Source organism: Maritimibacter sp., from assembly GCF_016774595.1.
Classification (GTDB): domain Bacteria; phylum Pseudomonadota; class Alphaproteobacteria; order Rhodobacterales; family Rhodobacteraceae; genus Maritimibacter; species Maritimibacter alkaliphilus.
On the sequence record NZ_JACBWT010000001.1, the window covers coordinates 922658 to 945389 of the forward strand.

Below are 22732 nucleotides of genomic sequence, written 5' to 3' on the forward strand. Positions count from 1 at the left end.
GAAACGCTGAGAGCAGCAAAAACCCCGGTTTCGACCTGTGCGAGAGCCTTCGGAACCGGCCACGGACCCAACGCGAGTCACCGAACTGTATGGAGAAGATCGTCCGAACGCCCATCGTCGATTTCGACCAGAGCGACTCGCCCATCTACCTCCAGCTCGTGACCCTGTTCCGGCGTCAGATTTCGCAAGGGTACTGGCCCGTGGGCGAGCGGCTGGACAGCATCGACACGCTGGCACAGCACTTTGGCGTGGCCACTGGCACCGTGCGACAGGCGCTGGCGTTTCTGGAACGCGAAGGTCTGGTGCAGCGCAAGCGGCGACTGGGAACGATCGTCCTGAAACGTCCCGAAACGCTGGACCCGATGACGATGCCGCGGACCCGCGCCGACCTTGCCGGGTTTCTGGACGGCATGACGGCCGCGCCGCTCGACCCCGCCGATAGCGGCCCCCTGCCCGACGCGGACCCGGACGGGCTGACGGCGACAAGCAGCGTTTATCTGCGCGGCGAAACCCCGGTGATGGTCGAAACGCTGCGCTTCGACCCGGCGGTATTCGCCAGCGCCCCCTCGCCCATGGCGCAGCTGTCCCGGCCCGATCTTGGCGCGCATGTGCTACGCCAGACGACGACTATCGGCACCGCCGACACCCGCAGCTCGCAAACCCTCGGCATCCCCGTGAACGCCGCAGTCGCGCTCGTGGCGCACAGCCTGACGGACCCGGACGGCGCGGTTGTACTGGACGCGGGCTGGCTGATGCGCGGCGATGTCGTGAACTTCGTCGAAAGCTTCGACACGACGAGAGTGACGGGATGAGCAAGACCGACACCTCCGGCACGAACGATATGACCTCGGCATTCGCCTTCGCGGACGCCACGCCGATCTACGTGAAGCTCGTGATGCTGTTTCGCGGCAACATCGAAAGCGGCATCTGGCCGGTGGGAGAGAACATCCCACCGCTTCAGACGCTGGCAGACGATCTGGGCGTCTCACGCGCCACGGTGCGTCAGGCAATGTCGTTTCTCGAAGAGGAAGGCATCATTCAGGGCGTGCGCGGGCGCGGCACGATGGTGCTCGCCAAACCCAAGGGACGGCTCTGGCTTCCCGTGGCCGACAACTGGCCCGACATGGTTCTCCAGTCGGAGCAGGTCGAGGCCGAGTGGGCCGAGATCGAAAAGCCGCTGTGGGAACCGGACCTGTCCGACTTCACCGATGGCAAACTGGTCGACGCTTACCATGTCCTGCGGAGGGTGCTGAGCCAGAACGGCGTGCCTTACCTCGTCGGCACATCCTATATCGATCAGCGGATCGCCGAGGCTGTCGGGGCCGAGGCCTTTGCCAAACAACCCCTGTTTGACATCCTCGATCCTTACCTCGCGCACATCGACCAGTCGGTGCGGATCGACGCCGCCGACGCCGAAACCGCCTATCTCATCGACATTCCGCTGAATGCCCCCACCGTAGTCGTGCGCCGCGCCGGGTTGAATGCCCAAGGCGAGATCGTCTATCAGGGCGAGGGCATTCTACGTGGCGATTTCGTCCGGGTCGAGCGCGACCTCGCCTGAGTTATTTCAGGTGAGCGTCGAGGAAATCGATCCCCATCTCCCAACTCCGATCCGCCGCCGTCTTGATGTATGACGGGATCGCCGGGTCCTGAAACGCGTGGCCCGCATCCGGGTGACTGACGAAGTCGATGTCCAGCCCCCACGCCTCGGCCTCGGCCTTAAGCGCCGCCTGATCATCCTGCGGGACCGCGGTGTCCTGTTCGCCGAACTGGACCTGTAGCGGACAAGTCAGTTTGTGTGCGTCGGGGATACGGTTGAGCGGTTTGTCATCGGGGCGGTATTCCGGGAACACGATGATGTTCGGGTAATATCCGACAGCGACCTTGAGCCGCTCCGTGCGCCCAAAGACCCACGCCAGCATCGTGCCGCCGCCCATGCAGTAGCCGACCGTTCCCAGACGATCCGGGTCCACGTCGTTGCGGGTGAGAAGGTAGTCGAGCCCGGCGTCACAATCCGGGATCGACTGCTCGTCGCGCGCCGCGATGAACGCTTTGGACCGACGCTCTTCGGGGTCTTTGAAATCCTGCGGCGGCTGCCCGCCCTCGCGGGAAAACAGATCCACCGTCAGCACCACATAGCCGCGTTCGGCGAGCCGTTCAGTCATCTCCTGCCGGTGCGCGGTGACGCCGAGGTTTTCGTGGACCATCACGATCGCCGGATGCTTGCCCGGCGCGCGCGGCGCGGCAAGGTAGCCACGGATGGTGTCGCTGCCGGACGGGAACTCCACCCATCCGGCGGTGATCGTCTTGCGCCAGAGCGGCGGAAGCGGAAGGTTTGCCATGATCGTCCTCCTCAGATTGCCAGCTCGATATCCCAGAGCGGCGCTTCGCCTTTCATCCCGAACTCCACCGCATGGATGCGGCCGCAGGACGGGCAGGCATAAAGCGCCGCGTCGAGGTCGGCATGCAGCTTGATGCGCGGCCCCAGATCCCCTGAGTCGGCGGACCCGCGCTTGGCGTAATCCTTCCAGTTCTCGGACGCCGGCGCGATGGCCGAGCCGCAACCGCAGCGGAAATAGGCCTTGCCGCCCGTGCGCGAGATGCTCGCCATGTCACCCACCGGGGCGAGGAGATCCCAGCTACCATCCGGGTCGGGCGCGTCGGTCAAAGCCTTTGCGAGCGGCCAAGAGCTCCGCGTTTCCCGGATCGCCGCGCGGGCCTTTTCCGTCGCTGCCTCGTCGAGGACACCATCTTTGAGTTCGACCCCGTAGATCGTCTTGGCCGCGCCGATCGACACTTCGCCGTCGCGCACATCCGCCGCCACCAACGCCGCATCCCGGTCGAGCGGATCGCCCCATCCGGCCCCGGCGCTCGGGCTCATCTCGTAGATGTCGGCCGAGGTGAACTCCTCTGGCTTAGTCATCTTGGCGGGAAGCGTGAGGACTTCGCCGTCCAGATCGGCCGTCTCTCTTGGGATCACACCGTTTCCGATGATGCCATCCGCGCTCGCCCCACGGCGGAAGCTGCGCATATTGCAGGCACCGGGGAAGCCCCCGAAAATGCCGAACGCGGTCGGAGACTCGTAGCCGTGGCAGGCCATGCGAAGCTCCATGTGATCGACCCCGTGCAGCACGTATCCGGTGCCGAGGCTGGTGCCCCCGCGATTGCGGCCCGCGCCGCCGGTATCGGGCACCATTTGGCGATAGAGGTAGAGGATCGGCGCTACCTGTTCGTTCGACTCCACGTTCTGAAGTCGGACGGCGGGCATGTGTCGGTGGCCCTGCGGGCTCAAACCGTCGCGATGGGCATAAGCACCGCCGCCGACATAGATCATGTCGAGGATCGACGAGTGGAAGAACTCGCCATGCTGGTTCAGACCATGCAGACCCAAGTGATCCGGCCCGCCGTTGGGCGAAGCCTGCGCTTCGGCCATATATCCCTCGGTGGTGGACACGAGTTTGGACAGCGCGTTGGTCGCCACGGTTTCCACCAGCCACATCGCGCCGAGCGGGCCTTGGCTGACAGGTGCCGGGAACCGGGCCGAGACGACCGAGCCTTCGCGGCTTTCGATCTCCACGGGCCGGAACACGCCCTCGTTCCACGGCAGGTCGTGCGCAAGGATCGGCAGCACCGAAGCACGCACGCCCGCCGACAATCCACCCTCGGTGCAATTGATGAAGCGCGGGGATTGATCGTCGGAGCCGGTGAAGTCGAACGTGAGCGTGTCGCCCTTTTTGGTCATCTCAACCTTGATCCGGTAGAGCCGGTTGGACGCCCCGTCATGGTCGAGGAAGGTCTGGGAGCGGAACACGCCATCCGGCATCTCACGCAGACGCTTGCGCACCTCGGCCTCGGTCTTGTCGATGCTGTCGTCCATGACCGACAGAACCGTGTCGACGCCGTATTGCGCGACGGTTTCCTCAATCCGACGCAGTGCCACGGTGTTGGCCGCCAGCATCCCCCGGAAATCGAGATTCATGTTCGCTGGCAGGCGCGACATGCCGGTAATCATTTCGATGATGTCGTGGCGGAACGCCCCGTTCTCGACCACCTTGAGCGGCGGGATCAGCACGCCTTCCTGGCGCACGTCCACCGCTTCGGGGAACGAACCGCCCGGCGCCATGCCACCCACGTCGAGCTGGTGACAGCATACGCCGACCCAGCCGATCCTTTGCTCCCCGTGGAACACCGGCGCGACCAAGCCCATGTCGGGGGCGTGGAGCGACCCTTTGTAGGGGTTGTTGACCAGAAACATATCGCCCGGCGCGATGCCTGGCTCGTCCTCGCAATCTGCGATGATGTGCTTGACCATCGTGGCGACCGAGGCCGCGTGAAGCAGCACGGTCTTGCCCATCGCCACCAGTTCACCGTTCGCGCGGAAGATGCCGGTGTTGTAGTCGGTCGCCTCGTTCACCAACGGCGAGCCCGAGATCGCCGAGAGCGTCGCGCCCTGTTCGTCGATGATTGAGTTCAGACGATGGTGGATCACCTGAAACGTGACGGGGTCCACGTCGATGCGGTCGTATTCATAAACGGTCGACATTTTCAGTTCCATGTTCATGTGTTCTCTCCTGCCTCAGACCCGCTCGATGATCATGTTGCCGAAAGGCTCGATCTCGGCGCGTTGGGTGAGACCGATGACGATGGTGGTGTCAGGACGTTCGACGATGGCCGGGCCCTCGATCCGGCTGCCGACGGAAAGGTCGGTCCAGCGATAGACCGGCAGGTTGTGAAAGCCCTCGCGGTAGAAATAGACGCGACGGGTGGCGACCGGAGCGGCTTCGCCCTGCCCGCCCGCGTCCGCTGTCATCGCCGGGATCGACAGCGGGCGGATGCCCTCGACCCGGACCGAGATGAATTCGACACCCGAATTGCGCAGTGCCGTGCCGCGACCATAGATGTTCTCGTACTGCGTCTCGAACCGATCCACGGCGGCGTCGATGTCCTCGGGCGTAAGCTCGCGCACTGGCATCTCGACCTCGATCTGGTGGACCTGCTGGCGGAAGCGCATCCCGACCATGCGCTTGATCTGCACATCGGCGCCGAGCGCGTCCTGACACTGTTTGTCGAGGCCCGCGAAGACGTTGGACAACGCCTCGGCCGACACGTGATCCGACGCCTTCTTGAAGCGAGCTGGCGCATGCTGACCGAAAGCGAGCGAAAAGGACCGGCGCGGATCGGCGCTGACGGTGCCGAAAGCCGAATGCACCGACGCCGTGCGCGGGATGACGATGCGACCGATCCCGGCGGCCTCGGCATACTGGTGCGCATGGGTCGGACCCGCACCGCCGTAAGCGACCAGCGTGAAATCACGGGGGTCATAGCCCACGCGGGTGGTCACGCTACGCAAGAGGTCGGCCATCTGGTTGTTGGCGACCTCCTTAATCCCGGCGGCGGCCTCTTCCAGCCCAAGCCCGAGCGGGGTCGCGATATAGTCCTGCACCGCCTTGCGGGCGAGGTCGACGTCGAGCGCCATCGTGCCACCCAGAAAGAATTCCGGGTCAACGATCCCCAGCACAACGTCGGCATCGGTGATCGTCGGCTCGACGCCGCCACGCATGTAGCAGGCAGGCCCCGGCACCGCGCCCGCACTTTCGGGGCCGACCGTCAGTTGCCCGGCATGGATGCGCGCGATGGACCCGCCGCCTGCGCCGATGGCCGTAACCTTGATGGCGGGGAGTGCGACGTGGAAGCGGCCCACCTCGCGCAGGTTTTCGAGCACCGGCTGGCCCTTGACCACCAGCCCCACGTCAAAGCTCGTCCCGCCCATGTCGGCGGTGATGAGGTTGTCGATGCCCAGCTGTTCACCCAGCTTCTGGCTGGCGAGCACACCACCCGCCGGACCCGAGGTCAGGAGTTTCGACGCCTGCACGGCGGCCTCTTCGGCGGGGAGCACGCCGCCCCCGGATTCCATTATCGCGGTCGACCCCTCGAAGCCCATCGAGCGGACCGAGGCGTCGAGCGACCCGATATAGCGGTGGATCACAGGCCCGAGGTAGGAGTTGATCGCGGTCGTCGAGCTGCGCTCGTATTCCCCGAGGATCGGCACGAGGGCCGAGGATTTCGTGACGAAGATGCCCGGCGCCATCTCGGCGATCATCTCAGCCAGACGCGCTTCGTGCGCCGGGTTGCGGAACGACCAGAGGAGCGCGATCGCCACGGCCTCCACCCCGTCGTCGATCATCTGCTGGATCGTCGCGCGGGCCGCGCTTTCGTCGAGTTCGACAATGACCTTTCCCTGAAAGTCGATCCGCTCGTCGATCTCGTAGGTATCGACCCGCGACACGATGGGGTCGGGCAGCGAGCGCATCGAGTAATGCGCAATCTCGTGGTCCATCAGACCGGTCCAGCTTGCCATGCAGCGCTGCACCCGAAGCGTATCCGCGAAACCTGCCGTGGTAAGGATCGCAGTACGCGCGCCCTTGCGTTCGATGAAAGCATTCGTCGCCGCCGTTGTGCCGTGGGCGAAATGGGCGAGATCCGAAATCAGCGCCTCGCGGGTGATGCCAAGCTGCTCGGCGGCGACGTTGAAGGCATCCAGCACTCCTCGCGTCCGGTCGTCCGGAGTGGTGGGCACTTTAATCGTCGTCACCTTTCCGGTGTCATCGAGAAGCACGAAGTCGGTGAAAGTCCCGCCGATATCCGTGCCGACGTAATAGGTCATGGGTACAACTCTCTTGATCGGTGGCGCGCGCCACCGGTGGGACCCGGCAACGCCGGGCATTCAGGTTGATCTGTCATCGGCCCCTTTCGGGGGCGTTCGAGTTCGTTCAGTTTGGCGCCAGCGCCACCACGTCGAGTGCGAAATGCGCGCGGCCGCCGGGGGCCGCGTTGGCATCGGCCACGCAGACCGCGATCCGGGCGGGCGGATCGGTCGGATAGACCTCCATCCACGCCTCATGGAACGCACCCCGCTTTTCGAGGTCGTGCAGGTAGAGCGTCACCTTCACCACATGGGCAAGCGTCGCGCCCGAGGCACCGAGCACGGCTTCGAGGTTGGCGAAACACTGGCGCGCCTGTTCGAGCGGATCGTCGGACATGCCGCCCTCGGCGCGCCGCCCACGAATCGCCGAGAGAAACAGAAAGCCCCCGGCGCGGACACCGGAAACCATCCCCTTCATCCGCTCCGGCGCGCCCTCACCCAGCGGCATGGACGCGCGGTCGAGTGCGCCTGCCTCAGCCATTCAGCACGAACGCCCGGATCACGCGGGCGACTTCTTCCGGCTGGTCGGTCTGAACCTGATGGCCCGCATCCTCGATCCAGTGGAACGGCACATCCGGCAGCAGTGGCTCGATTGCGCGGCCCGTTTCGGGCAGCGAGAATGGGTCTTCGGCGCCCCAGATGAAGATTGACGGGATGTGCTTGGTCAGGACCGGGAGCGACTCTCGCAGGTCCATCTGAAGCGACAGGATCGGGTCTTTCTTGAGCGCACCGGTCGCTGCGAGGAACTTGTCCATCGCCTCCATCCCGCCGGGGCGGGTCGCGCTTTCCTGACGGCCCGCGATCAGTTCGTCGGTGATCTTTTCCTTCTTCTTCACAAGACCCTCGAGCATCGCCCGCATCGCCTGTTCGGTCCCGTCATAGGCCATGAGCGCCTTCAAGGGTGGGGTCGGTGCCTGATCCACACCCATCGACTGCGCGATGGTTAGCGAACCGATCATCACGATCCCCTCGACCCGGCCCGGGTGCTCCAGCGCCAACTTCACGCCCGCGAAGGCGCCTTGCGAGTTGCCGACGACTGTGAATTTCTCAAGCCCGATCGCGTCCGCGAAGGCCAGCGCATGAGGGCCACGATCCAAGAGTCCTCGCGGCGTCGGGACGTTGGGATCAGTCAGGCCATAGCCGCCGATGCTGTCGGGTGCGTAGACCTGAAAATCCGAGCTCAGTTCGCGCATCAGCGCGCCCATACCCGCATGGCCCGACGAACCATGACCGCCGCCGTGAATGGCGAGGATGTTGGGTCCAGCCGACCCCGTTTCCGTGTAGTGCGTGAGCGCTCCGTCGATGGATACCCAGCGCGATCTGATGTCCTGCGTCGCCATTTGTCCTCCCTCAGGTCCTGTTTGCGGCGCGCCGAATCCGGCCCGCCCTTTTTTCGATAGCCACAACAATCGGGCTTATCAACATTAAATACATACTTTCATACTTTTTATCTTTTTGCTACACCTGCGGGAGTTCACGACAGGAGAGTGGGACATGAGCGAACCGACAGATCGTATTGCCGAAGCCACGCGAAGACTGGCCGCGGCTGGCAGAGACAAGGCCCCCTGCGCGCCGGTGCGGGAGCTAATCGGACGCGATGACACGGACGCGGCCTACGCGGTTCAGCAAAGGACCGAGGCAGCAGCCGCCGAGAGCGGACGTGTCGTTGTCGGCCGCAAAATCGGCCTCACCTCTCTTGCAGTACAAGCGCAACTCGGTGTCGACCAACCGGATTATGGCACCCTCTTTGCAGACACCGGGTTTTCAAACGGGAGCGAGATCCCTGTAGAGCAATTTCTGCAACCTAGGATCGAAGCGGAGGTCGCCTTGGCGCTCTCGCGCGATATGGACCACGCGAACCCCAGTGTGGACGACATCCTCGATGCACTCGATTGGGCTGCACCAGCCTTGGAGATTGTTGACAGCCGAATTGCAAATTGGGATATTTCGCTTGCCGATACCATCGCCGACAACGCGTCTTATGGCGGCCACGTGATAGGGCCACGTTTGCGTAACGCAAAGCATGTCGATTTCTCCGCACTTTCCATGGAAATGGATCTGAATGGTGCTGTGGTTTCGTCCGGAACGGGAAGCGATTGTATGGGGAGTCCAATCATCGCTGCCGCGTGGCTGGCGGCAACGCTTTATGATCTTGGCATGCCCATCCGTGCTGGACAAATCGTTCTCACAGGTGCTCTTGGCTCGATGGTACCTGTCAAGGAGCAACAACAAATCATCGCAAGGATCGAGGGTTTGGGTGAAGTATCCTGCCAATTCCGTTGATAGGATCGTTCTTCCATTGATCGGAGAGCCCCCGGCGTTGCACGGTCGGCTACAGTTGCACTGATCCGCAAAAGGCCAAGTAACCAACTCTCCGAAATCAAACAACCTTGCGGCCAAACACCACGAGCGATTTCCCAAGCACTGTATTGCCGAGCGTTCTGGAGTTCAGTTGCAGGTCAGTTTCGGCCCAAAGCTGCCATTGCTCACCCTCACGACGAATGGCAGCTTTGAGGTTCGATAGCAGTCTGCACAACAGGATCAGCCTTGCCCCAACCCGGCGGCGCGGTTGCCGCCGCCGATGAATGCCATCCTGTCAATGGCTCAGAAGCTCGTGATCACGATTGCGCCGATGGACTGGAACTTGTCCATGTTCATCAGGGCCTCAGGCGCTTGCTCCAGGCTGATCTTGTCGCCGACCAGCCGCGCGGGGTCGACCTTGCCGTTCTTGACCATATCCAGCATCGCATCATACCGATGCGCCTGCATACCATGAGAGCCGAGCAGCTCGATCTCTTGGCCGACAATCTTGGCCATCGGCACCGCAGGGGTCGCGTGATCGCCGAGCATGAGGCCGACCTGAATATGCTTGCCCCTTGGCCGCAGGCAAAGAATCGAGTTGGTCATCGTCGCCGGATGCCCAAGCGCGTCGAGCGAGACATGCGCACCGCCTTTGGTGATCTCCTTGATCGCTTCGACCACATCGCCCTTGCCATCAATGGCCGCGACCGCGCCAAGGTCTTTGGCCAGCGCCAGTTTTCCAGGATCAAGGTCTACCCCGATCACATTCGCCCCTGCCGCACTGGCGATCATCACCGCCGACAGGCCGACGCCGCCACAGCCATGCACGGCAACCCATTGACCCGCGCCCACCTTGCCTTGGTCGATCACCGCGCGAAACGACGTGGCGAACCGACATCCCAGACTTGCGGCTGTGGCAAAATCCATGGTCTCGGGCAAGGCAACGACGTTCAGGTCTGCCTGATGGATCGGCACATATTCTGCAAAGCTGCCCCAATGGGTGAAACCGGGTTGTTCCTGATGCGGGCACACTTGTTGATGACCGGCATGGCATTCGCTGCATGATCCGCAGCCGCAAATGAACGGCACGGTGACCCTATCGCCGACCTTCAAGTTCTTCACATCCTTGCCGACGGCCTCGACGACGCCGGCCAGTTCATGGCCGGGGATGTGCGGCAGGTCGATGTCGCTGTCGTGCCCCATCCAGCCGTGCCAATCGCTGCGGCAGACGCCGGTGGCCTCGACCTTGAGCACCACACCATGCGGCTCGGGTGTTGGGTCCGCGACAGTCACGACTTTCGGGACTTCTTGGAATTTCTCGAAGAGGACAGCTTTCATGGCAGGATCTTTCGATTGTGAGATCTGTTCGAGACCAAGCTACCAAATGGAGAGGAAATTACCTTGCTATTCTGCCCCTCTTGGCGATTACTTGGGGCAGAAACCCCTACGTTGCAAAAGATGATGAGAGGACTCTTCCAATGTCAAGCATCGACACGGTCAACGCTCAGATTCTCGAACTGCTTCAAAGCGACGGGCGCATGACCAACGCCAAGCTGGCTGAGCACCTGAACATGAGTGAAACGCCATGTTGGCGGCGGCTCAAGAAGCTGGAAGAGGCAGGCATCATCGAGGGCTACCAAGCCCAGCTCAATCGGCGAAAGCTGGGGCTCGGGGTCATGGCATTCGTTCAACTGAGCTGCTCGGAGCACGATCAGACGGCCACAGCCGAGTTCCAACGCATTATCGAGGTGACCCCCAACATCCTCGCCTGCCACAACACTACTGGCGCGGACGATTTCCTGTTGATCGTGGTCGCCCGCGATCTGGACGACTACAGCGCCTTCGTTGACAGCACGCTGCGACGCTTGCCTGGCGTGACAAGTATTCGCTCCAACCTGTCGCTCAAAGAGATGAAGGCTTCAAGCAAACTGCCTGTGCGTGACGGGTGACGTCGAGCAACTCCCGGCGGCCGAAACTGTCGCTCGCCCAGACCGCAGCGAACGGCTGCCCTCCGCCCGCTTCGGCTCTTAGCTAATCCCCCTCTGTTTCCCACTGGACTACCCACGCGAACAGAGCGTCACTGCCCCCACGCCCGGCCGCTCCCCGGGCGCGCCTCGGTACCGGGGGCGGCATTGGACCGGCCCGGCAACCAGAGGAGAACACCATGGCAAAACCCAAACAGACGAAGAAGGACAAGGTCCGCGCGATGCTGGAGCGGGCGGACGGTGCGACGCTGGACGCGATCTGCAAGGCGACCGGGTGGCAGGCGCATTCGGCGCGGGCGGCGCTGAGCCGCTTTCGCAAGGCGGGCCACACCGTTGAACGCTCCACCCCGAGCGACGGCAAGGGGCGCGCGCGCTACCGGATCACGGCGTCGCCCGCGGCAACCGAATGATCCGCGTAGAGGAACTGGAGACCATGGACCGGGCCGCGCTTGTCGCGGTCTGGTCGGAGGTTTTCCAATCCCCTGTCCCCAAGGGATGAGCCAGAACTTCCTCCGCCGTTTCTCGCCTTCGAAGTTCAGGCGCGACAGATGGGTGGCCTGCCAAAACATGTACTGGTCAGGTTGAACGCACGTTCGGGAGAGGCTAAGCGCAAGGCAACCACGCCCGGCCTCAAACCCGGTGGGCGGCTCTTGCGGAATGGAACGGCGTCACCCATGTGGTCGATGTAACCGAGGAGGGCTTTTTCTGGAACGGCAAAACCTGGCGGTCGCTCTCGGTCATCGCGCGGGAGATCACCGGGCACACTGGTCCGGGCCGAGGTTCTTCGGCCTCACGGGAAAGGCCGGTCATGACCAGGACTACGATCCGCTGTGCCATCTACACCCGGAAGTCCTCGGACGAGGGCTAGATCAGGACTTCAACTCGCTCGATGCCCAGCACGAGGCCTGCGCGGCCTATATCGCCAGCCAGCGGCACGAGGGCTGGAAGAGGCTGCCCGCTACGACGACGGCGGGATCTCCGGGGCACACTCGAGCGCCCTGCCCTGCAGCGGCTCTTGGGCGAGATCGACGCCGGCCGATCGACATGGTGGTCGTCTACAAGATCGACCGCCTGACCCGGTCGCTGGCAGATTTCGCGAGGCTGGTCGACCGGCTCGAGGCCGCCGGCTGCTCCTTCGTGTCCGTGACGCAGGCCTTCAACACATCGTCGTCGATGGGACGGCTGACCCTCAATGTGCTCCTGTCCTTTGCCCAGTTCGAACGCGAGGTCACGGCCGAGATGCGCATCCGCGACAAGATAGCAGCCTCGAAAAGAAGGGGCTCTGGATGGGGGCAACGTGCCTCTTGGGTATGATCGACCTCCTGACGGTGCCACGCGCGTACTCAGGGTCAATCCCGAGGAATCCCGAACGGTCCGCCGTCTCTTTGAACTCTATTCCGACCACGGTTGCCTGCGCCGGGTCGAAGACGCCGCGAGGCGTGAAGGTCTTCGGTCCAAGGAACGCAAGAGCACCAAAGACGTGGTCACAGGCGGCAAGGCCGCTTTCGCGCGGGCAGATCTATCACATCTTGCGCAATCCGCTTTACTGCGGCCGGATCCGGCACAAGGACAAGGTCTGGCCCGGGCAGCACGACGCCCTCATCGACGACGCGCTCTGGGAGCGCGTTCAAACCCTATTGCAGACACGCTCCGGCCGCTCCCGCACGCGAGGCGGTCATTCGGACACCAATGAGACCACGTCCCCGTCGCCGGCCTGGCTCACGGGCAAGCTGCGCGACGAGACCGGCGACCGGCTTACGCCGACCCACACGACCAAGGCCGGTCGTCGTCTGCGCTACTATGTCTCCAACCGCCTGGTCTCGGGGCGCGGACCCGACCGGCTGGCGCCTGCCGGCCGCCGCGCTCGAGGCGCGCGTCCTGGCCCTGCTGATCGCGCACCTGGAACGGGCACGCAGGAGCATCGGCTGCTTGCCCGGCCTGATTCCGCCATGGCCGACGAGATCGGGAGAGCCATCGCCAGCTTGCAGCAGGGTCTCGAAGGCACCCGTGGTCAGGTTGCGGCGGCCCTGGACGACCACGGCTATCTGACGCGCAGCGAGATCCGGATCACCCTCGACCTCACGGCGCTGTCAGCGAGGCTGGCATTACCGCCGATGATCTCGATCCGGCGTTGGGTACTCTGTCCGCGCCGCTTCAGATCCGACGGCGCGGTGTTGAGACGAAGATCGTGGTGGGCGAGGCGCAATCGGACCCAGATCGGCATTTGCAGGCCATGTTGATCCGCGCCCACGGATGGACGCGCGCGTTGCCGTTGGCACGTCCCTCGCGGAGATCGCGAGGGCCGAGGGATGCTCGGAGGCCTTCCTGCGCACACGTGCCAAGCTTGCCTTCCTCTCTCCGAAGATCCAGACCGCCATTCTCGACGGCACACAGCCCCCGGACTGTACCCTCACCAAACTGGTGCGCCTGCCGCTCCTGCTCGACTGGCAGGCGCAGGAACGCGCCCTTGGGGTCTGATGCGATTCGCGCGCGTCTCAGCCCAGCAACCGATCCATGATCGCAAGAGTCTTCTGCGTTCGTCTGAGGTCCTTCTCGATGGCAGCTCGCACGGCTTCGTCACCCTCTGTTTCAAGCAACCGCTCGAGACCCTCCACCTCCCGCAGCCAATCCTCACGTCGCGCCCACAAGACCTCCAGTTGCGCCACCTGTTCCTTCGTGGCGGGCCCGTCGATCCAGGCGCGCCCGTCTCCATGTCGATCTTCACCTGATCCGGATGCGGCAAGGGCGCGGTAAATCCGTGATCCCGAGCTGCTCACGGCGGGCCAGTTCCTGGTCCCATTCGACCTTGTAGGTGATGGCCGTCTCGAGCCATTCATCCGCCAGGGCTTTGTTCTGCCGTTCTGTTGCCGCAAGCATCTCGGCGAACAGGCGTTGGGCCCAGTGCTGCCCTTTGCCGCGTTGACCGCCATCGCACGCACGATCGCCTGCGCCATCGGAACTGTTAACTGCGGCCCCGTCGCGGACGGTGATGTCGCGGTAAGCCTCATCCAGAATGATGTCCTTGAGACGCTCCTCGTTCAGGGCCGGCCGCTTCGACTTCGCCCTGCGGGTCGGCCCTTCTGCTGCCGGACTGTCCCTTCGCAAAACGCGAGGCCACCGGCGGCTTGCCATAACCCACCTCGTATGACGCGCCCGGCCGAACCGCCGGAAGTTTCTGCTTGCCCTGATCATTCCGCGGCCTCCAGCCGTGCCGCAGGCGCAGACCAACCGCAGACCACCTGCTCTGCTTCATCCTTGGCATAGGCTTCCCAACGGGCACGATCCGGTCGCAATAGATCGGGTCGAGCTTCGCACAGGTAGCCCTGCCGCCCGGTCTTTGCGCCGCGATCAGGTGGAGCCCGATCCGCCGAACAGGTCGAGCACGATCTCGCCCCGCCCGGAGACATCGCGGATCGCGTCCGCGATCATCTGGACGGGCTTCACGGTCGGATGCAGGGCCAGCTCTTCCATCCGGCCGGCGCGCAAAGTGTTCACGCCGCGGTATTGCCAGACATTTGTACGGTACCGCCCGTGCTGTCCCAGCTCGAACGTGTTCACGTGGGGCGCCGTGCCTTTCTTGAACGCGAAGATCAGCTCGTGACGTGAGCGGTAGAACGTCCCCATGCCCCCGTTGTCCTTGGCCCAGACGATAAGGTTCTTCAGCTCGTCATAGATCGCCTCTCCCGCGGCCAGCATCTCGCCCATGTGGCGCCAGTCCATGCACAGGAAGTGGATCGACCCTCCACCGCGTGGTCCGCCATGTTGCCAAGCGCGGTCGTCAGGAATCCGGTGAAGGCCTCTGAACTCATCTCGCCCGACGCCATCGCGAACTCCCGATGCTGCACCTTGCCGGAGTTGCCCACGTGCCCGTCGATCGGCACGTTGTAGGGCGGGTCCGAGAACACCATCCGCGCGACCTCACCCGCCATCAGGTCCCCGACCACCACCGGGTCCAGCGCATCGCCGCACATCAGGCGATGGCGCCCAAGCTGCCAGACATCGCCGGGATGCACCTGCCGCGACGCTTCCTCCGGGATCACCTCGTCCACCGGATCGTCCGGCTCCTGTGGTGCCACGGCCTCCAGGATCCCATCGATCTCCGGGATCGAGAACCCCGTCACATCCATGTCGAAGTCGAGCTCCACCTCCATCAGGCCCCCAGCTCCGCCGCCAGAAGATCCTCGTCCCAGCCCGCATTCAGCGCCAGCTTGTTATCCGCCAGTACATAGGCGCGCTTTTCCGCCTCACCATGTGATCCAGCCGTAGGCACGGCACTTCGCCCAGCCCGAGAAGCTGTGCGGCCGCGACCCGGCCATGGCCTGCAAGGATCGTGCGTCGCTCGTCGATCAGAACCGGGTTGGTGAACCCGAAGGTCTCGATGGAGGCCGCGATCTGGCGCACCTGCTTCCTTGAATGGGTGCGCGCATTGCGCGCCCATGGCGTGAGATCGCCCAGGGCGACGTATTCGATCTTGTCTCGGGTCATTCTTGACCTCCGTTGACTGCTCATTCGACAGAATCGGCTCTGCCTGCCCGTATCGTTCGATATATCTTACATTTGCACTACGGTCAATCTGGCGTATACCACCGTCAGACACGGTGAACGGAGGAGCCATGGAGATCGGGGAACGTCTCATGAGACTGCGTCAGTCCTCGAACCAGTCATTGCAGCAGGTCGCGGACGCCGTCGGCGTCTCCAAAGCCCATGTCTGGGAGCTGGAGAAAGGCCGCAGCCGCAATCCGTCCTTCGAGCTCGTGCGCAAACTGGCTAGCCATTATGGCGTGAGCATCGACGTCCTGACCGGCACGGCGCCGGAGCCCGCGCCCGAAGACATCAAGGTCGGCCGGATGCACCGCGACCTGGAGAGCCTCTCAGCGGGACCGGGCGATCGTCGAAGAACTGATCGCGTCGATGAAGGCCAGGTCCTCGAAGGTTCTGAGCCTTGGCGCTCGACCGGATCGACCTCGCGGAAATCCACGCGCCTGAGCGATTGGCGGCACGTCTGCACGCGCAGCTGGGCCCGGTGACCACGGCAGTTCCGATCGTCGAGATCGCGCTCGGTCTCGACATCTCCGATGTCCGGATCGACAGTTTCGACGGGTTCGAGGGCATGCTCCCGACGGACCGGGTCCGCAGCGACGGCGTGATCCTGCAAACTGCCGCTATGGACACCAACGCGCCCGTTTCACGATCGCTCATGAACTCGGGCATTTCTTGCTCGAGCGCCACGAGGTCTCAAGCGAGACCGGCTTTCGCTGCACGCCCGTGACATGCGCGAGACCCGCGAAGGTCGCAGGAGCTGCGTCAGGAGGCCGAGGCCAACCGGTTCGCGATCGAGCCCTGGCCCCGCCCGCCATGTTCGACCGGCACCTCTCGCGACCCGGACCTGCAAGACGCTCAGCACTTGCGCCGCGCCTCGACCTCAGCCGCGAGGCCTGCATCCGTCGCATGGTCGAGCGCCGGGACGAACCCCTTGCCGCGATCTGGTCCCACGAGGGCCGGGTGCGCTATTCCATTCGAGGAGACGCGTTCCCGTACCTCGCGCTCAATAAGAACGATCCCCTGCCAAAGATCAGCCAGGCGTTCAAAGTGGTCTCGAAAGGGGACCGGGGCATTACGACGTTCCGGGAGACCCACGCGGCAGCCTGGACGCGTCGCCCGGAGATCGAGATGTTCGAACAGACCCGCGTCGGTCGGGACGGTCATGCGGTGACCCTGCTTTGGGCGGACCTCCCCGATGCCGACGAAGAGGACGATGGCGGTTTGCCCGAGCTGGGTGCGCCTGGCTTCCGCTGAACCGGTGGACGAGCACCCGGTTCCCTGTTTACCCAGCATCGTTCCCTGTTTCCACCAAGCGCATTCCTGATCGCCGGATTGGAATTCCCTGTTCGTGAAAGAACAGGAACTGCCCGCAAGACCCTGAAAACACGCGCCAATCCAAGCCGAGAACCCGCGGAATCGCCCGAAATCAGGGCCAGAAACGGAGAATTCCCTGTTAATTCCCTGTTAACAGCCAAATCCAGCCAAAACCGAACCCGCGAAAAGGACGAACAGAGACACCGGCGGGAATTGGGACGGGAATGGTCGGACAGGTGCGTCTCAGATAGGGCAGCGCGCAGCCAAACACCCGAAATATCGCGGGAAATCGGCGCAAGGCGTCACTGGGGGAATGAGACTGAGTAGCGTGGCTGGGGTGGTAGGATTCGAACCTACGATACACGGTACCAAAAACCGCTGCCTTACCACTTGGCTACACCCCAACGGTGCGCGTGTTCCTACTCAAACGGCTGGTGGGCTGCAAGCCAAAAAATCCGGGCTGTCGGTTCATTCCTTGGTTGCGTCCTGACGAAGGAGATCCTGCCGCTCGGTATCGCGCTCGGCGTCAACGATATCCTCGAGTTCGTGTTCCGTCGTGGCCTCGACGTTCATCACGTCGTGGCTGACTTCGGCGACATTCGGCTTGGCTGGCGCGGGGGCCACTTCCTCAGTGCCGGCCTCGTTCATCAGCAGGCGATAGGTCGGTTCCGGCATCTCGATTCCCGCTTCCTCGAAGGCGATCAGAACCTGACGGATCGCCTCGGACCGCGCCGCGAGAAGCCCGGTTTCGCGCTGATCGATCCAGCCTGTCACCTTCATGCCCACGTCCGATCCGCCGAGTTCGGTCGTCCAGGACGAGACCGACGGCGTGGTCAGAACGAAGGGCAAACCCTTCACCGTCTCTTCGGCCAGCAGCTTTGCCTCCGCGAGATCGGTGCCGTAGCCCACCCCGATGTCGAAGTCGAAGCGGCGTTCGGGATTGCGGGTGTAGTTGATGACCGTCGACTTGAAGACCGTCGCGTTCGGGATGCGGATGTGGTTGCCGTCGAACGACAGGATGATCGTGGCGCGGGAGGTCAGTCGGATCACCTTGCCCTCATGCCCGTCGATCTTCACCGCATCGTTGGGCGCGAAAGGCTGGCGCACGGACAGAAGCACCGAGGCGATGAAGTTCTCGACCGTGTCACGGACCGCGAAACCGATGGCCAGACCGATGATCCCTGCCGCGCCGAGGATCGTGGACAGGAGCGCGGTGGCCCCCAGAATGTCCAGCGCCACCACGATCGCGGCGATGATCGCGGCGATCCGTATGACGGCGCGCAGGATGTCGGCGATGAAGGCATTCGGGGCGATCCGGTCCCACGGCTGTTTGCGCCGCGCAATGAAGAACCCGATCCAGACCACGATCCCGAAAGCGAAGAGCGCGATCCCGACGAGCGGCAGGAACGCGATGCCCTGCCAGAACCTCAGCTGAAAACGTTCGACCATCGGCATCAGCCGCCGCCTGACGTCGGTCGAGATCGTCACCTCGTTCTCGATCGCCACGACCCCTTCGACCCGACCGATGAGCCCGACGAGCGCCTCGGACTGGGCGAGGTCGAGCGTCGTGCCGCGGAGCGTGACGATGCCGGATTTGACGGTCACTGTGACGTCCTCGTAGCCGTCGAGTTCGTGCAGGATGTCCCGGATGCGCGTGGCCATGGCCGCGTCGGCCTGACCCTGTTCGGCGTTCGTGCCGTTGCCCGAGGTGATCGTGCCCTCTTGTGCGAGCACGGGCGTGGCGAGGCACAGGATAAGCGCCAGAAGTCTTAGAAATATCATGTCCGTCCCCGGGAATTTTTTCCCAGAGTATCCGGCGGCATCGACTTTTGGGAACCCCCGAAACCGGGGCTTTGCCCCCACCCGGAACGGAAAGCGGGCGCCCGGTGGCGCCCGTTCCATACCCGGTCTACCTGTCAGGTCAGCTCGTGACCTGTTCGCGCAGGATTGCCGCGGTGATCGAGATCATCAGGTAGATGCCCGCGAAGACGAGGAAGGCAAGCAACGTGTTCTCGAACGCACGCGGATAGGTCGCGCGGTCCGGGGCCACGGGATGCACGCCCATTTCCAAATAGCGCGTCTGTTTGTTCGCTTCGATCCGGGCGGTTTCGAGCTGTTGCAGCGCCTGTTGCATCAGCGCGGTCCGCGTCTGAAGGTTCGTTTGCGCGATGGTCAACTGACCGGACACCGAGGCAAGGCTGTCGCCGCCCTGCTGACCGTCTTCCGTCAGCCGCGCCCGCAGGTCGGCGACGAGTTGTTCCAGCCGCGCGATATCGCCCCGAACGCCTTCGACCCGTGCCTGGTTGGGGCGCGGGTTGTCCAGAAGCTGCTGAAGCTGAAGCCGCTTCTGCTGCAACTGCGTCTCGAAGGTGTTCACCTGACCCATGATCGAGGTCGCGTCGGAGGTGGCATCGAAAATGCCCATACTTTCCTGAAGTCGCAGAACCTCGGCCTGCGCGTCGAGCATCGCCTGTTCGGCCTCTTCATAGCTTTCGCGCGCGCCCGCCATCTGGTCGTCGCGCAGACGGCTCGTCAGGTTGTCGACCCGTTGTTCGGCATAGCGGATCAGCGCCTCGGACATCTGGCGCGAGAACGCCGGATCGGCCGCGATCACTTCCATCTTCACGATGCCCTCGGTCGGATCGAAGCCGATCTTCACGTTGCGCGTATAGGTCTTGTAGGCTTCCTCGTTCGAGGCATCCGCGTCGAGCCGCTGGATCGGGTCGATCTCGGGGTTCGAGAAATGAGCCTTGAATCCCAGTTCCTCGTCCAGCCGCAGCATAGCGTCGCGCGACGACAGGTAGCTCTGGACCGTGATCGAATCCTGCGACGTCGCCAGACCGGAGCCTGCGAACAGGCTCGACATCGCCGTGCCGCCGCTTTCGGCCTTCTGGATCACGAATTCCGATTTGGTGGCATACATGGGCGTCGCCACGACATAGAAATACCAGCCCGCGATGAGCGTCGGCAAAAGCACCAGCGCGGCCAGTCGCGTGGCCAGCAGCAGGAGTTTCTTGCGCCGCCGCCGCACGATCTGGTTCTGCATTTCCTGAATGGATTTCGCACGATCGGCGGCATCCATCACCTGCGTCGAGGGCAATTGCTGCTGCTGCGGCTGGATCGTCTGCGGAAGCTGCACCCGCGCCCCGCCCTCGGGCGGCTGCGGCTTGGCCCCGCCCTCTTCCGACGAGACGAGTTGCAGCATGTTCGCGGTCTGGAACGGGTCGATCCCGGCTTTGCGCAACAGGCGCACGGCGTCATAGTCCGACGTCGCCGGAAGCCCGTGTTTCTGGGCGACGCGGCGCGCCATGCGCAGTTGCCGGCCCGTCAGGCCCTCTTGCTTGATGCGTCCGATTTCGACCTCGGGCGGTTCGCGCCGCGATGGCGTCGGCGCGGCCTGTCCACCCCGGTCGGCTGCGGCGGAACCTGGGAAGGGCGCGCCGCCGAAGCCATCCTCCTGCGGTGACAGCGCGGCCTCTTCCATCGCGTTCAACTGGCGCGGTTGGCGCGGCTGCGGCTGTCCGCCCTGCGGCGGGCGCTGACCCTGCGGCGTGGCCGGGCGCTGCGGTTGCTGGCCGGCGGGGCGAAGCGTCTGCGCCTGTGCGCGCGGCGCTTGCTGCGCGCCCTGCGCGGTCGGCTGGGCTTCGGGGGACGCCTCACGCGGGGCGTCCGATCCGGGGCGGCGGATGCGGAATTTCTTAGCCTTGGGTGGAGTAGTCATACAGTTGCTTCGCCTCTTCCAAGGTATCGAACATAAAAAGCTGCCCATTGTGCAGCACCGCTGCCGAGCGGCAGAATTTCTCAAGTGTCTGCGCCTGATGGCTCACCACCACGACGGTCGAATTCTCCAGGCGTTGCCTGAGCACGTCCCCCGCCTTGCGGTTGAACTCGGCATCCGTCGTCTGCGGCATCCCCTCGTCGATCAGGTAGATGTCGAACTCGAGCGCCAGAAGCAGCGAAAACGTGAACCGGGCCTTCATGCCCGACGAATAAGTGCCGAGCGGAAAGTCGTAATATTCCTCAAGCCCGCACAGCCAGCGCGTGAACGCCTCGATATAGTCGGGGTCCAGCCCATAGAGCCGCGCGATGTAGCGTGCGTTCTCCTTGGCCGACAGCTTGGGCACAACGCCGCCCATGAACCCGAGCGGGAACGACACCCGGCTGGTGCGGCGCACTTCGCCCTCGTCCGGCTTCTCCAGCCCCGCCATCATCTGAATGATCGTCGTCTTCCCGGTGCCGTTGGGCGCGAGAATCCCCAGCGAGTTGCCAAGCTCCACCCGGAACGACGCATGGTCGAGGATGACCTTGCGCTGTTTTCCGGTCCAGAAGGACTTGGATACATTGTCGAATTCGATCATTCGAACCCCGGTGACTGCTGCTGCCCCAGGGCCCGGTGTAGTCCGGGCCGCGTTAAGGATACGCTATATTAGGCCAATCTGGCGTCATTATGTCGGATCAAACGCCTTCAATACAACGCTTTGTCTCGGAATTGGGCCGGAAAACGGCACAATACCCGGTGATCTTTGGTCCGGATCGTACACGACGCGCCCGATTCAGGCCCGGCGTTTCTGGACCCGCAACAATTTACCCAGTGCAATGGCAAGGATCGCGGCCCCCAGACTGAAGAAGGCGCCGATCTTGGCCGCGTCCTGCACGGGACCGGGGTCGAAGGCGGCGGCCGCGAAGAACAGCGCCACCGTGAACCCCATCGCGGCGACGATACCGACGATGAAAAGATCGGCCACGCGCATCCCTTCGGGCAAGCCGAGCCGCAAGAGCCGCGCCGCGACAAGCCCGAACAGGAAGATGCCGACGGGCTTGCCGATGACCAGCCCGCCCAGAACCAGCCATGTCGGCTCGGCCAAAGCCGCAAACGCCACCCCGGCGTTCACCAGCCCAAACAGGAACAGGATCAACTCGACCGGGATCTGTAGCGCATGTTCGATCTGGTTCAGGATGTCGTGCAGATGCGTCTCGGCCTCGGCGAAGATACCGAAGGCCCGGTCGGCATGGGGAATGGCCGGAATGACGGGCAGCAGCCCGAGCGCGGGGTGAAGACCCGACTGCGTGAAGGCGAGCAGACTGACGATCCCGGCAATGGCGTAGGGATACCATTTGAGGTTCAGGCGCACCCATGTCGACCGCGCCCGCGTCTGGTCGCCCCGATCCATCCGGCGCGGGATGAGGTTGAAGGCCAGATAGACGAAGACCGAAGCGAACAGCGACACGGCAAGCCATTCCGGCGCGAAATCGCCCGGCGGGTAGAACAGCGCGAGGATGACGAGCCCGCCCGCATCGTCGGCGATGGCCAGAAGCAGCAGGAACCTGAGCGCCGGGTGCCCGGCCCCGAACACGACCCGCCCGACGACATAGGAAAACGCGATGTCCGAAGCGGTCGGAACCGCCCAGCCACGGGCCACCGCGTCATAGATGTCGGACCCCATGAGCGTGGCGAGCGAGAGAAAGACGACGATCGGTCCAAGCATCCCGCCAAGGGTCGCGATCAGAGGCGTGGCGGCCTTGCGCCCCCGCAGGGCACCGCGTTTCAGGATCAGCGCCTCCCACACCTCCTTGCCCGCGAAAGCGAAGAAAAACGCCATGAGCAAATCGTTCACGAGCGTCTGAACGGTCAGCACGCTCTCGACATCGCCGGTTTCGAACCGACCCGCTTCGGGCCCGAAGGCCGCGTCCCATGCATGCAGGTCGAGACCGATCCAGCCGTTGAACCACAGCGGATAGTGGATGAAATGGCGGTAACTTTCGGTGTCGAGGTTCGCCCAGACGAGCGCGATCAACGCGCCGCCGACGAGCAGGACCGAGTAATTGGCGATGAAGTTCCAGACCCGATACATGCGCGCGACGTCTCCACAGGGTTTCAGCCCGTGTA

Annotated in this window: 26 protein-coding genes and 1 tRNA gene; 12 read left to right on the forward strand and 15 right to left on the reverse strand. The window is 63.7% G+C overall.

Translation table 11 applies throughout. The features are described from left to right. Window positions 1–89 precede the first annotated feature (89 nt). Window positions 90–812 (forward strand): GntR family transcriptional regulator, encoded by a 723-nt coding sequence (locus tag HOY44_RS04570; RefSeq protein ID WP_287433310.1) that lies wholly within the window; start codon window positions 90–92, stop codon window positions 810–812. Then, entirely contained in the window at window positions 809–1561 is a 753-nt protein-coding gene (locus HOY44_RS04575) for a GntR family transcriptional regulator (RefSeq protein ID WP_287433311.1), read from the forward strand. Before HOY44_RS04570 ends, HOY44_RS04575 begins: the two co-directional genes overlap by 4 nt. Before the next feature lies 1 nt (window position 1562). Here HOY44_RS04575 and HOY44_RS04580 read toward each other — a convergent pair whose 3' ends face one another. The 5 genes from HOY44_RS04580 to HOY44_RS04600 all read right to left on the reverse strand — a co-directional run bounded on the left by HOY44_RS04580 (window position 1563) and on the right by HOY44_RS04600 (window position 8043). Further along, complete coding sequence (locus HOY44_RS04580; protein ID WP_287433313.1) at window positions 1563–2342, reverse strand: dienelactone hydrolase family protein; 780 nt, start codon at window positions 2340–2342, stop codon at window positions 1563–1565. Window positions 2343–2353: 11 nt separating this feature from the next. Beyond that, complete coding sequence (locus HOY44_RS04585) at window positions 2354–4561, reverse strand: hydantoinase B/oxoprolinase family protein (RefSeq protein ID WP_287433315.1); 2208 nt, start codon at window positions 4559–4561, stop codon at window positions 2354–2356. Window positions 4562–4576: 15 nt separating this feature from the next. Next, a complete protein-coding gene (locus tag HOY44_RS04590) occupies window positions 4577–6664 on the reverse strand; it encodes a hydantoinase/oxoprolinase family protein (RefSeq protein ID WP_287433316.1) in 2088 nt (695 codons plus the stop codon). 106 nt (window positions 6665–6770) lie between these two features. After that, window positions 6771–7184, reverse strand: coding sequence for a RidA family protein (locus HOY44_RS04595; RefSeq protein WP_287433318.1), 414 nt, complete (start codon window positions 7182–7184; stop codon window positions 6771–6773). Beyond that, entirely contained in the window at window positions 7177–8043 is an 867-nt protein-coding gene (locus tag HOY44_RS04600) for an alpha/beta fold hydrolase (protein ID WP_287433319.1), read from the reverse strand. Before HOY44_RS04600 ends, HOY44_RS04595 begins: the two co-directional genes overlap by 8 nt. Before the next feature lie 154 nt (window positions 8044–8197). Between HOY44_RS04600 and HOY44_RS04605 the strand changes: the two genes are divergently transcribed. Further along, a complete protein-coding gene (locus tag HOY44_RS04605) occupies window positions 8198–8986 on the forward strand; it encodes a 2-keto-4-pentenoate hydratase (RefSeq protein ID WP_287433322.1) in 789 nt (262 codons plus the stop codon). Window positions 8987–9307: 321 nt separating this feature from the next. On the opposite strand, the gene HOY44_RS04610 is transcribed toward HOY44_RS04605, so the two are convergent. Beyond that, the gene (locus HOY44_RS04610; RefSeq protein ID WP_287433324.1) at window positions 9308–10342 is read right to left on the reverse strand and encodes a zinc-dependent alcohol dehydrogenase family protein; all 1035 of its coding nucleotides are present in this window, start codon (window positions 10340–10342) and stop codon (window positions 9308–9310) included. A 140-nt stretch (window positions 10343–10482) separates the two neighbouring features. On the opposite strand from HOY44_RS04610, the gene HOY44_RS04615 reads away from it, so the two are divergent. The 6 genes from HOY44_RS04615 to HOY44_RS04640 all read left to right on the forward strand — a co-directional run bounded on the left by HOY44_RS04615 (window position 10483) and on the right by HOY44_RS04640 (window position 13467). Further along, window positions 10483–10953, forward strand: a complete 471-nt coding sequence (locus HOY44_RS04615; protein ID WP_287433326.1) for an Lrp/AsnC family transcriptional regulator — start codon at window positions 10483–10485, stop codon at window positions 10951–10953. 215 nt (window positions 10954–11168) lie between these two features. Next, the gene (locus tag HOY44_RS04620) at window positions 11169–11399 is read left to right on the forward strand and encodes a DUF3489 domain-containing protein (protein ID WP_287433327.1); all 231 of its coding nucleotides are present in this window, start codon (window positions 11169–11171) and stop codon (window positions 11397–11399) included. 266 nt (window positions 11400–11665) lie between these two features. After that, a complete protein-coding gene (locus HOY44_RS04625; RefSeq protein ID WP_287434723.1) occupies window positions 11666–11857 on the forward strand; it encodes a DUF2924 domain-containing protein in 192 nt (63 codons plus the stop codon). Between the two features lie 50 nt (window positions 11858–11907). After that, the gene (locus tag HOY44_RS04630; RefSeq protein WP_287434724.1) at window positions 11908–12303 is read left to right on the forward strand and encodes a recombinase family protein; all 396 of its coding nucleotides are present in this window, start codon (window positions 11908–11910) and stop codon (window positions 12301–12303) included. Then, window positions 12300–13229, forward strand: coding sequence for a recombinase family protein (locus HOY44_RS04635; protein WP_287433329.1), 930 nt, complete (start codon window positions 12300–12302; stop codon window positions 13227–13229). The genes HOY44_RS04630 and HOY44_RS04635 overlap by 4 nt, the downstream gene beginning before the upstream one ends. A gap of 13 nt (window positions 13230–13242) precedes the next feature. Beyond that, complete coding sequence (locus tag HOY44_RS04640; RefSeq protein WP_287433332.1) at window positions 13243–13467, forward strand: hypothetical protein; 225 nt, start codon at window positions 13243–13245, stop codon at window positions 13465–13467. A 243-nt stretch (window positions 13468–13710) separates the two neighbouring features. Here HOY44_RS04640 and HOY44_RS04645 read toward each other — a convergent pair whose 3' ends face one another. The 4 genes from HOY44_RS04645 to HOY44_RS04660 all read right to left on the reverse strand — a co-directional run bounded on the left by HOY44_RS04645 (window position 13711) and on the right by HOY44_RS04660 (window position 15474). Beyond that, window positions 13711–14121 carry a hypothetical protein gene (locus HOY44_RS04645; RefSeq protein WP_287433333.1) on the reverse strand — a complete coding sequence of 137 codons (411 nt, stop codon included), beginning with the start codon at window positions 14119–14121 and terminating at the stop codon, window positions 13711–13713. A gap of 216 nt (window positions 14122–14337) precedes the next feature. Continuing rightward, window positions 14338–14694 (reverse strand): DNA methyltransferase, encoded by a 357-nt coding sequence (locus HOY44_RS04650; protein WP_287433334.1) that lies wholly within the window; start codon window positions 14692–14694, stop codon window positions 14338–14340. Next, a complete protein-coding gene (locus tag HOY44_RS04655; RefSeq protein ID WP_287433336.1) occupies window positions 14649–15140 on the reverse strand; it encodes a hypothetical protein in 492 nt (163 codons plus the stop codon). Before HOY44_RS04655 ends, HOY44_RS04650 begins: the two co-directional genes overlap by 46 nt. A gap of 46 nt (window positions 15141–15186) precedes the next feature. After that, window positions 15187–15474, reverse strand: a complete 288-nt coding sequence (locus HOY44_RS04660; RefSeq protein WP_287433339.1) for a ParB/Srx family N-terminal domain-containing protein — start codon at window positions 15472–15474, stop codon at window positions 15187–15189. Between the two features lie 128 nt (window positions 15475–15602). Here HOY44_RS04660 and HOY44_RS04665 point away from each other — a divergent pair, with 128 nt between their 5' ends. From HOY44_RS04665 to HOY44_RS04675, 3 genes are all read left to right on the forward strand, one after another. Then, window positions 15603–16016 (forward strand): helix-turn-helix domain-containing protein, encoded by a 414-nt coding sequence (locus HOY44_RS04665; protein WP_287433341.1) that lies wholly within the window; start codon window positions 15603–15605, stop codon window positions 16014–16016. Next, window positions 16013–16258, forward strand: a complete 246-nt coding sequence (locus HOY44_RS04670) for a hypothetical protein (protein WP_287433343.1) — start codon at window positions 16013–16015, stop codon at window positions 16256–16258. The genes HOY44_RS04665 and HOY44_RS04670 overlap by 4 nt, the downstream gene beginning before the upstream one ends. A gap of 179 nt (window positions 16259–16437) precedes the next feature. Continuing rightward, entirely contained in the window at window positions 16438–16785 is a 348-nt protein-coding gene (locus HOY44_RS04675; RefSeq protein WP_287433345.1) for a hypothetical protein, read from the forward strand. Window positions 16786–17174: 389 nt separating this feature from the next. Here HOY44_RS04675 and HOY44_RS04680 read toward each other — a convergent pair. From HOY44_RS04680 to HOY44_RS04700, 5 genes are all read right to left on the reverse strand, one after another. Next, window positions 17175–17249 (reverse strand) — tRNA-Gln (locus tag HOY44_RS04680). 64 nt (window positions 17250–17313) lie between these two features. After that, entirely contained in the window at window positions 17314–18627 is a 1314-nt protein-coding gene (locus HOY44_RS04685) for a mechanosensitive ion channel domain-containing protein (RefSeq protein WP_287433346.1), read from the reverse strand. A 139-nt stretch (window positions 18628–18766) separates the two neighbouring features. Next, window positions 18767–20566, reverse strand: coding sequence for a KpsE/RkpR family capsule polysaccharide export protein (locus HOY44_RS04690; protein WP_287433348.1), 1800 nt, complete (start codon window positions 20564–20566; stop codon window positions 18767–18769). Next, on the reverse strand, window positions 20544–21203 hold the full coding sequence (locus HOY44_RS04695) for an ABC transporter ATP-binding protein (protein WP_008334614.1): 660 nt from the start codon (window positions 21201–21203) through the stop codon (window positions 20544–20546). Before HOY44_RS04695 ends, HOY44_RS04690 begins: the two co-directional genes overlap by 23 nt. A gap of 195 nt (window positions 21204–21398) precedes the next feature. Further along, a complete protein-coding gene (locus tag HOY44_RS04700; RefSeq protein WP_287433350.1) occupies window positions 21399–22697 on the reverse strand; it encodes a Na+/H+ antiporter NhaA in 1299 nt (432 codons plus the stop codon). Between the last annotated feature and the right edge of the window lie 35 nt (window positions 22698–22732).

What these genes read in the sequence shown, in the direction of transcription:
- HOY44_RS04570 (WP_287433310.1), top strand. Translation starts at nt 90, where the DNA reads ATGGAGAAGATCGTCCGAACGCCCATCGTCGATTTCGACCAGAGCGAC.
- HOY44_RS04575 (WP_287433311.1), top strand. Translation starts at nt 809, where the DNA reads ATGAGCAAGACCGACACCTCCGGCACGAACGATATGACCTCGGCATTC.
- HOY44_RS04580 (WP_287433313.1), bottom strand. Translation starts at nt 2,342, where the DNA reads ATGGCAAACCTTCCGCTTCCGCCGCTCTGGCGCAAGACGATCACCGCC.
- HOY44_RS04585 (WP_287433315.1), bottom strand. Translation starts at nt 4,561, where the DNA reads ATGAACATGGAACTGAAAATGTCGACCGTTTATGAATACGACCGCATC.
- HOY44_RS04590 (WP_287433316.1), bottom strand. Translation starts at nt 6,664, where the DNA reads ATGACCTATTACGTCGGCACGGATATCGGCGGGACTTTCACCGACTTC.
- HOY44_RS04595 (WP_287433318.1), bottom strand. Translation starts at nt 7,184, where the DNA reads ATGGCTGAGGCAGGCGCACTCGACCGCGCGTCCATGCCGCTGGGTGAG.
- HOY44_RS04600 (WP_287433319.1), bottom strand. Translation starts at nt 8,043, where the DNA reads ATGGCGACGCAGGACATCAGATCGCGCTGGGTATCCATCGACGGAGCG.
- HOY44_RS04605 (WP_287433322.1), top strand. Translation starts at nt 8,198, where the DNA reads ATGAGCGAACCGACAGATCGTATTGCCGAAGCCACGCGAAGACTGGCC.
- HOY44_RS04610 (WP_287433324.1), bottom strand. Translation starts at nt 10,342, where the DNA reads ATGAAAGCTGTCCTCTTCGAGAAATTCCAAGAAGTCCCGAAAGTCGTG.
- HOY44_RS04615 (WP_287433326.1), top strand. Translation starts at nt 10,483, where the DNA reads ATGTCAAGCATCGACACGGTCAACGCTCAGATTCTCGAACTGCTTCAA.
- HOY44_RS04620 (WP_287433327.1), top strand. Translation starts at nt 11,169, where the DNA reads ATGGCAAAACCCAAACAGACGAAGAAGGACAAGGTCCGCGCGATGCTG.
- HOY44_RS04635 (WP_287433329.1), top strand. Translation starts at nt 12,300, where the DNA reads ATGATCGACCTCCTGACGGTGCCACGCGCGTACTCAGGGTCAATCCCG.
- HOY44_RS04640 (WP_287433332.1), top strand. Translation starts at nt 13,243, where the DNA reads ATGGACGCGCGCGTTGCCGTTGGCACGTCCCTCGCGGAGATCGCGAGG.
- HOY44_RS04645 (WP_287433333.1), bottom strand. Translation starts at nt 14,121, where the DNA reads ATGGCAAGCCGCCGGTGGCCTCGCGTTTTGCGAAGGGACAGTCCGGCA.
- HOY44_RS04650 (WP_287433334.1), bottom strand. Translation starts at nt 14,694, where the DNA reads ATGGGCGAGATGCTGGCCGCGGGAGAGGCGATCTATGACGAGCTGAAG.
- HOY44_RS04655 (WP_287433336.1), bottom strand. Translation starts at nt 15,140, where the DNA reads ATGGAGGTGGAGCTCGACTTCGACATGGATGTGACGGGGTTCTCGATC.
- HOY44_RS04660 (WP_287433339.1), bottom strand. Translation starts at nt 15,474, where the DNA reads ATGACCCGAGACAAGATCGAATACGTCGCCCTGGGCGATCTCACGCCA.
- HOY44_RS04665 (WP_287433341.1), top strand. Translation starts at nt 15,603, where the DNA reads ATGGAGATCGGGGAACGTCTCATGAGACTGCGTCAGTCCTCGAACCAG.
- HOY44_RS04675 (WP_287433345.1), top strand. Translation starts at nt 16,438, where the DNA reads ATGGTCGAGCGCCGGGACGAACCCCTTGCCGCGATCTGGTCCCACGAG.
- HOY44_RS04685 (WP_287433346.1), bottom strand. Translation starts at nt 18,627, where the DNA reads ATGATATTTCTAAGACTTCTGGCGCTTATCCTGTGCCTCGCCACGCCC.
- HOY44_RS04690 (WP_287433348.1), bottom strand. Translation starts at nt 20,566, where the DNA reads ATGACTACTCCACCCAAGGCTAAGAAATTCCGCATCCGCCGCCCCGGA.
- HOY44_RS04695 (WP_008334614.1), bottom strand. Translation starts at nt 21,203, where the DNA reads ATGATCGAATTCGACAATGTATCCAAGTCCTTCTGGACCGGAAAACAG.
- HOY44_RS04700 (WP_287433350.1), bottom strand. Translation starts at nt 22,697, where the DNA reads ATGTATCGGGTCTGGAACTTCATCGCCAATTACTCGGTCCTGCTCGTC.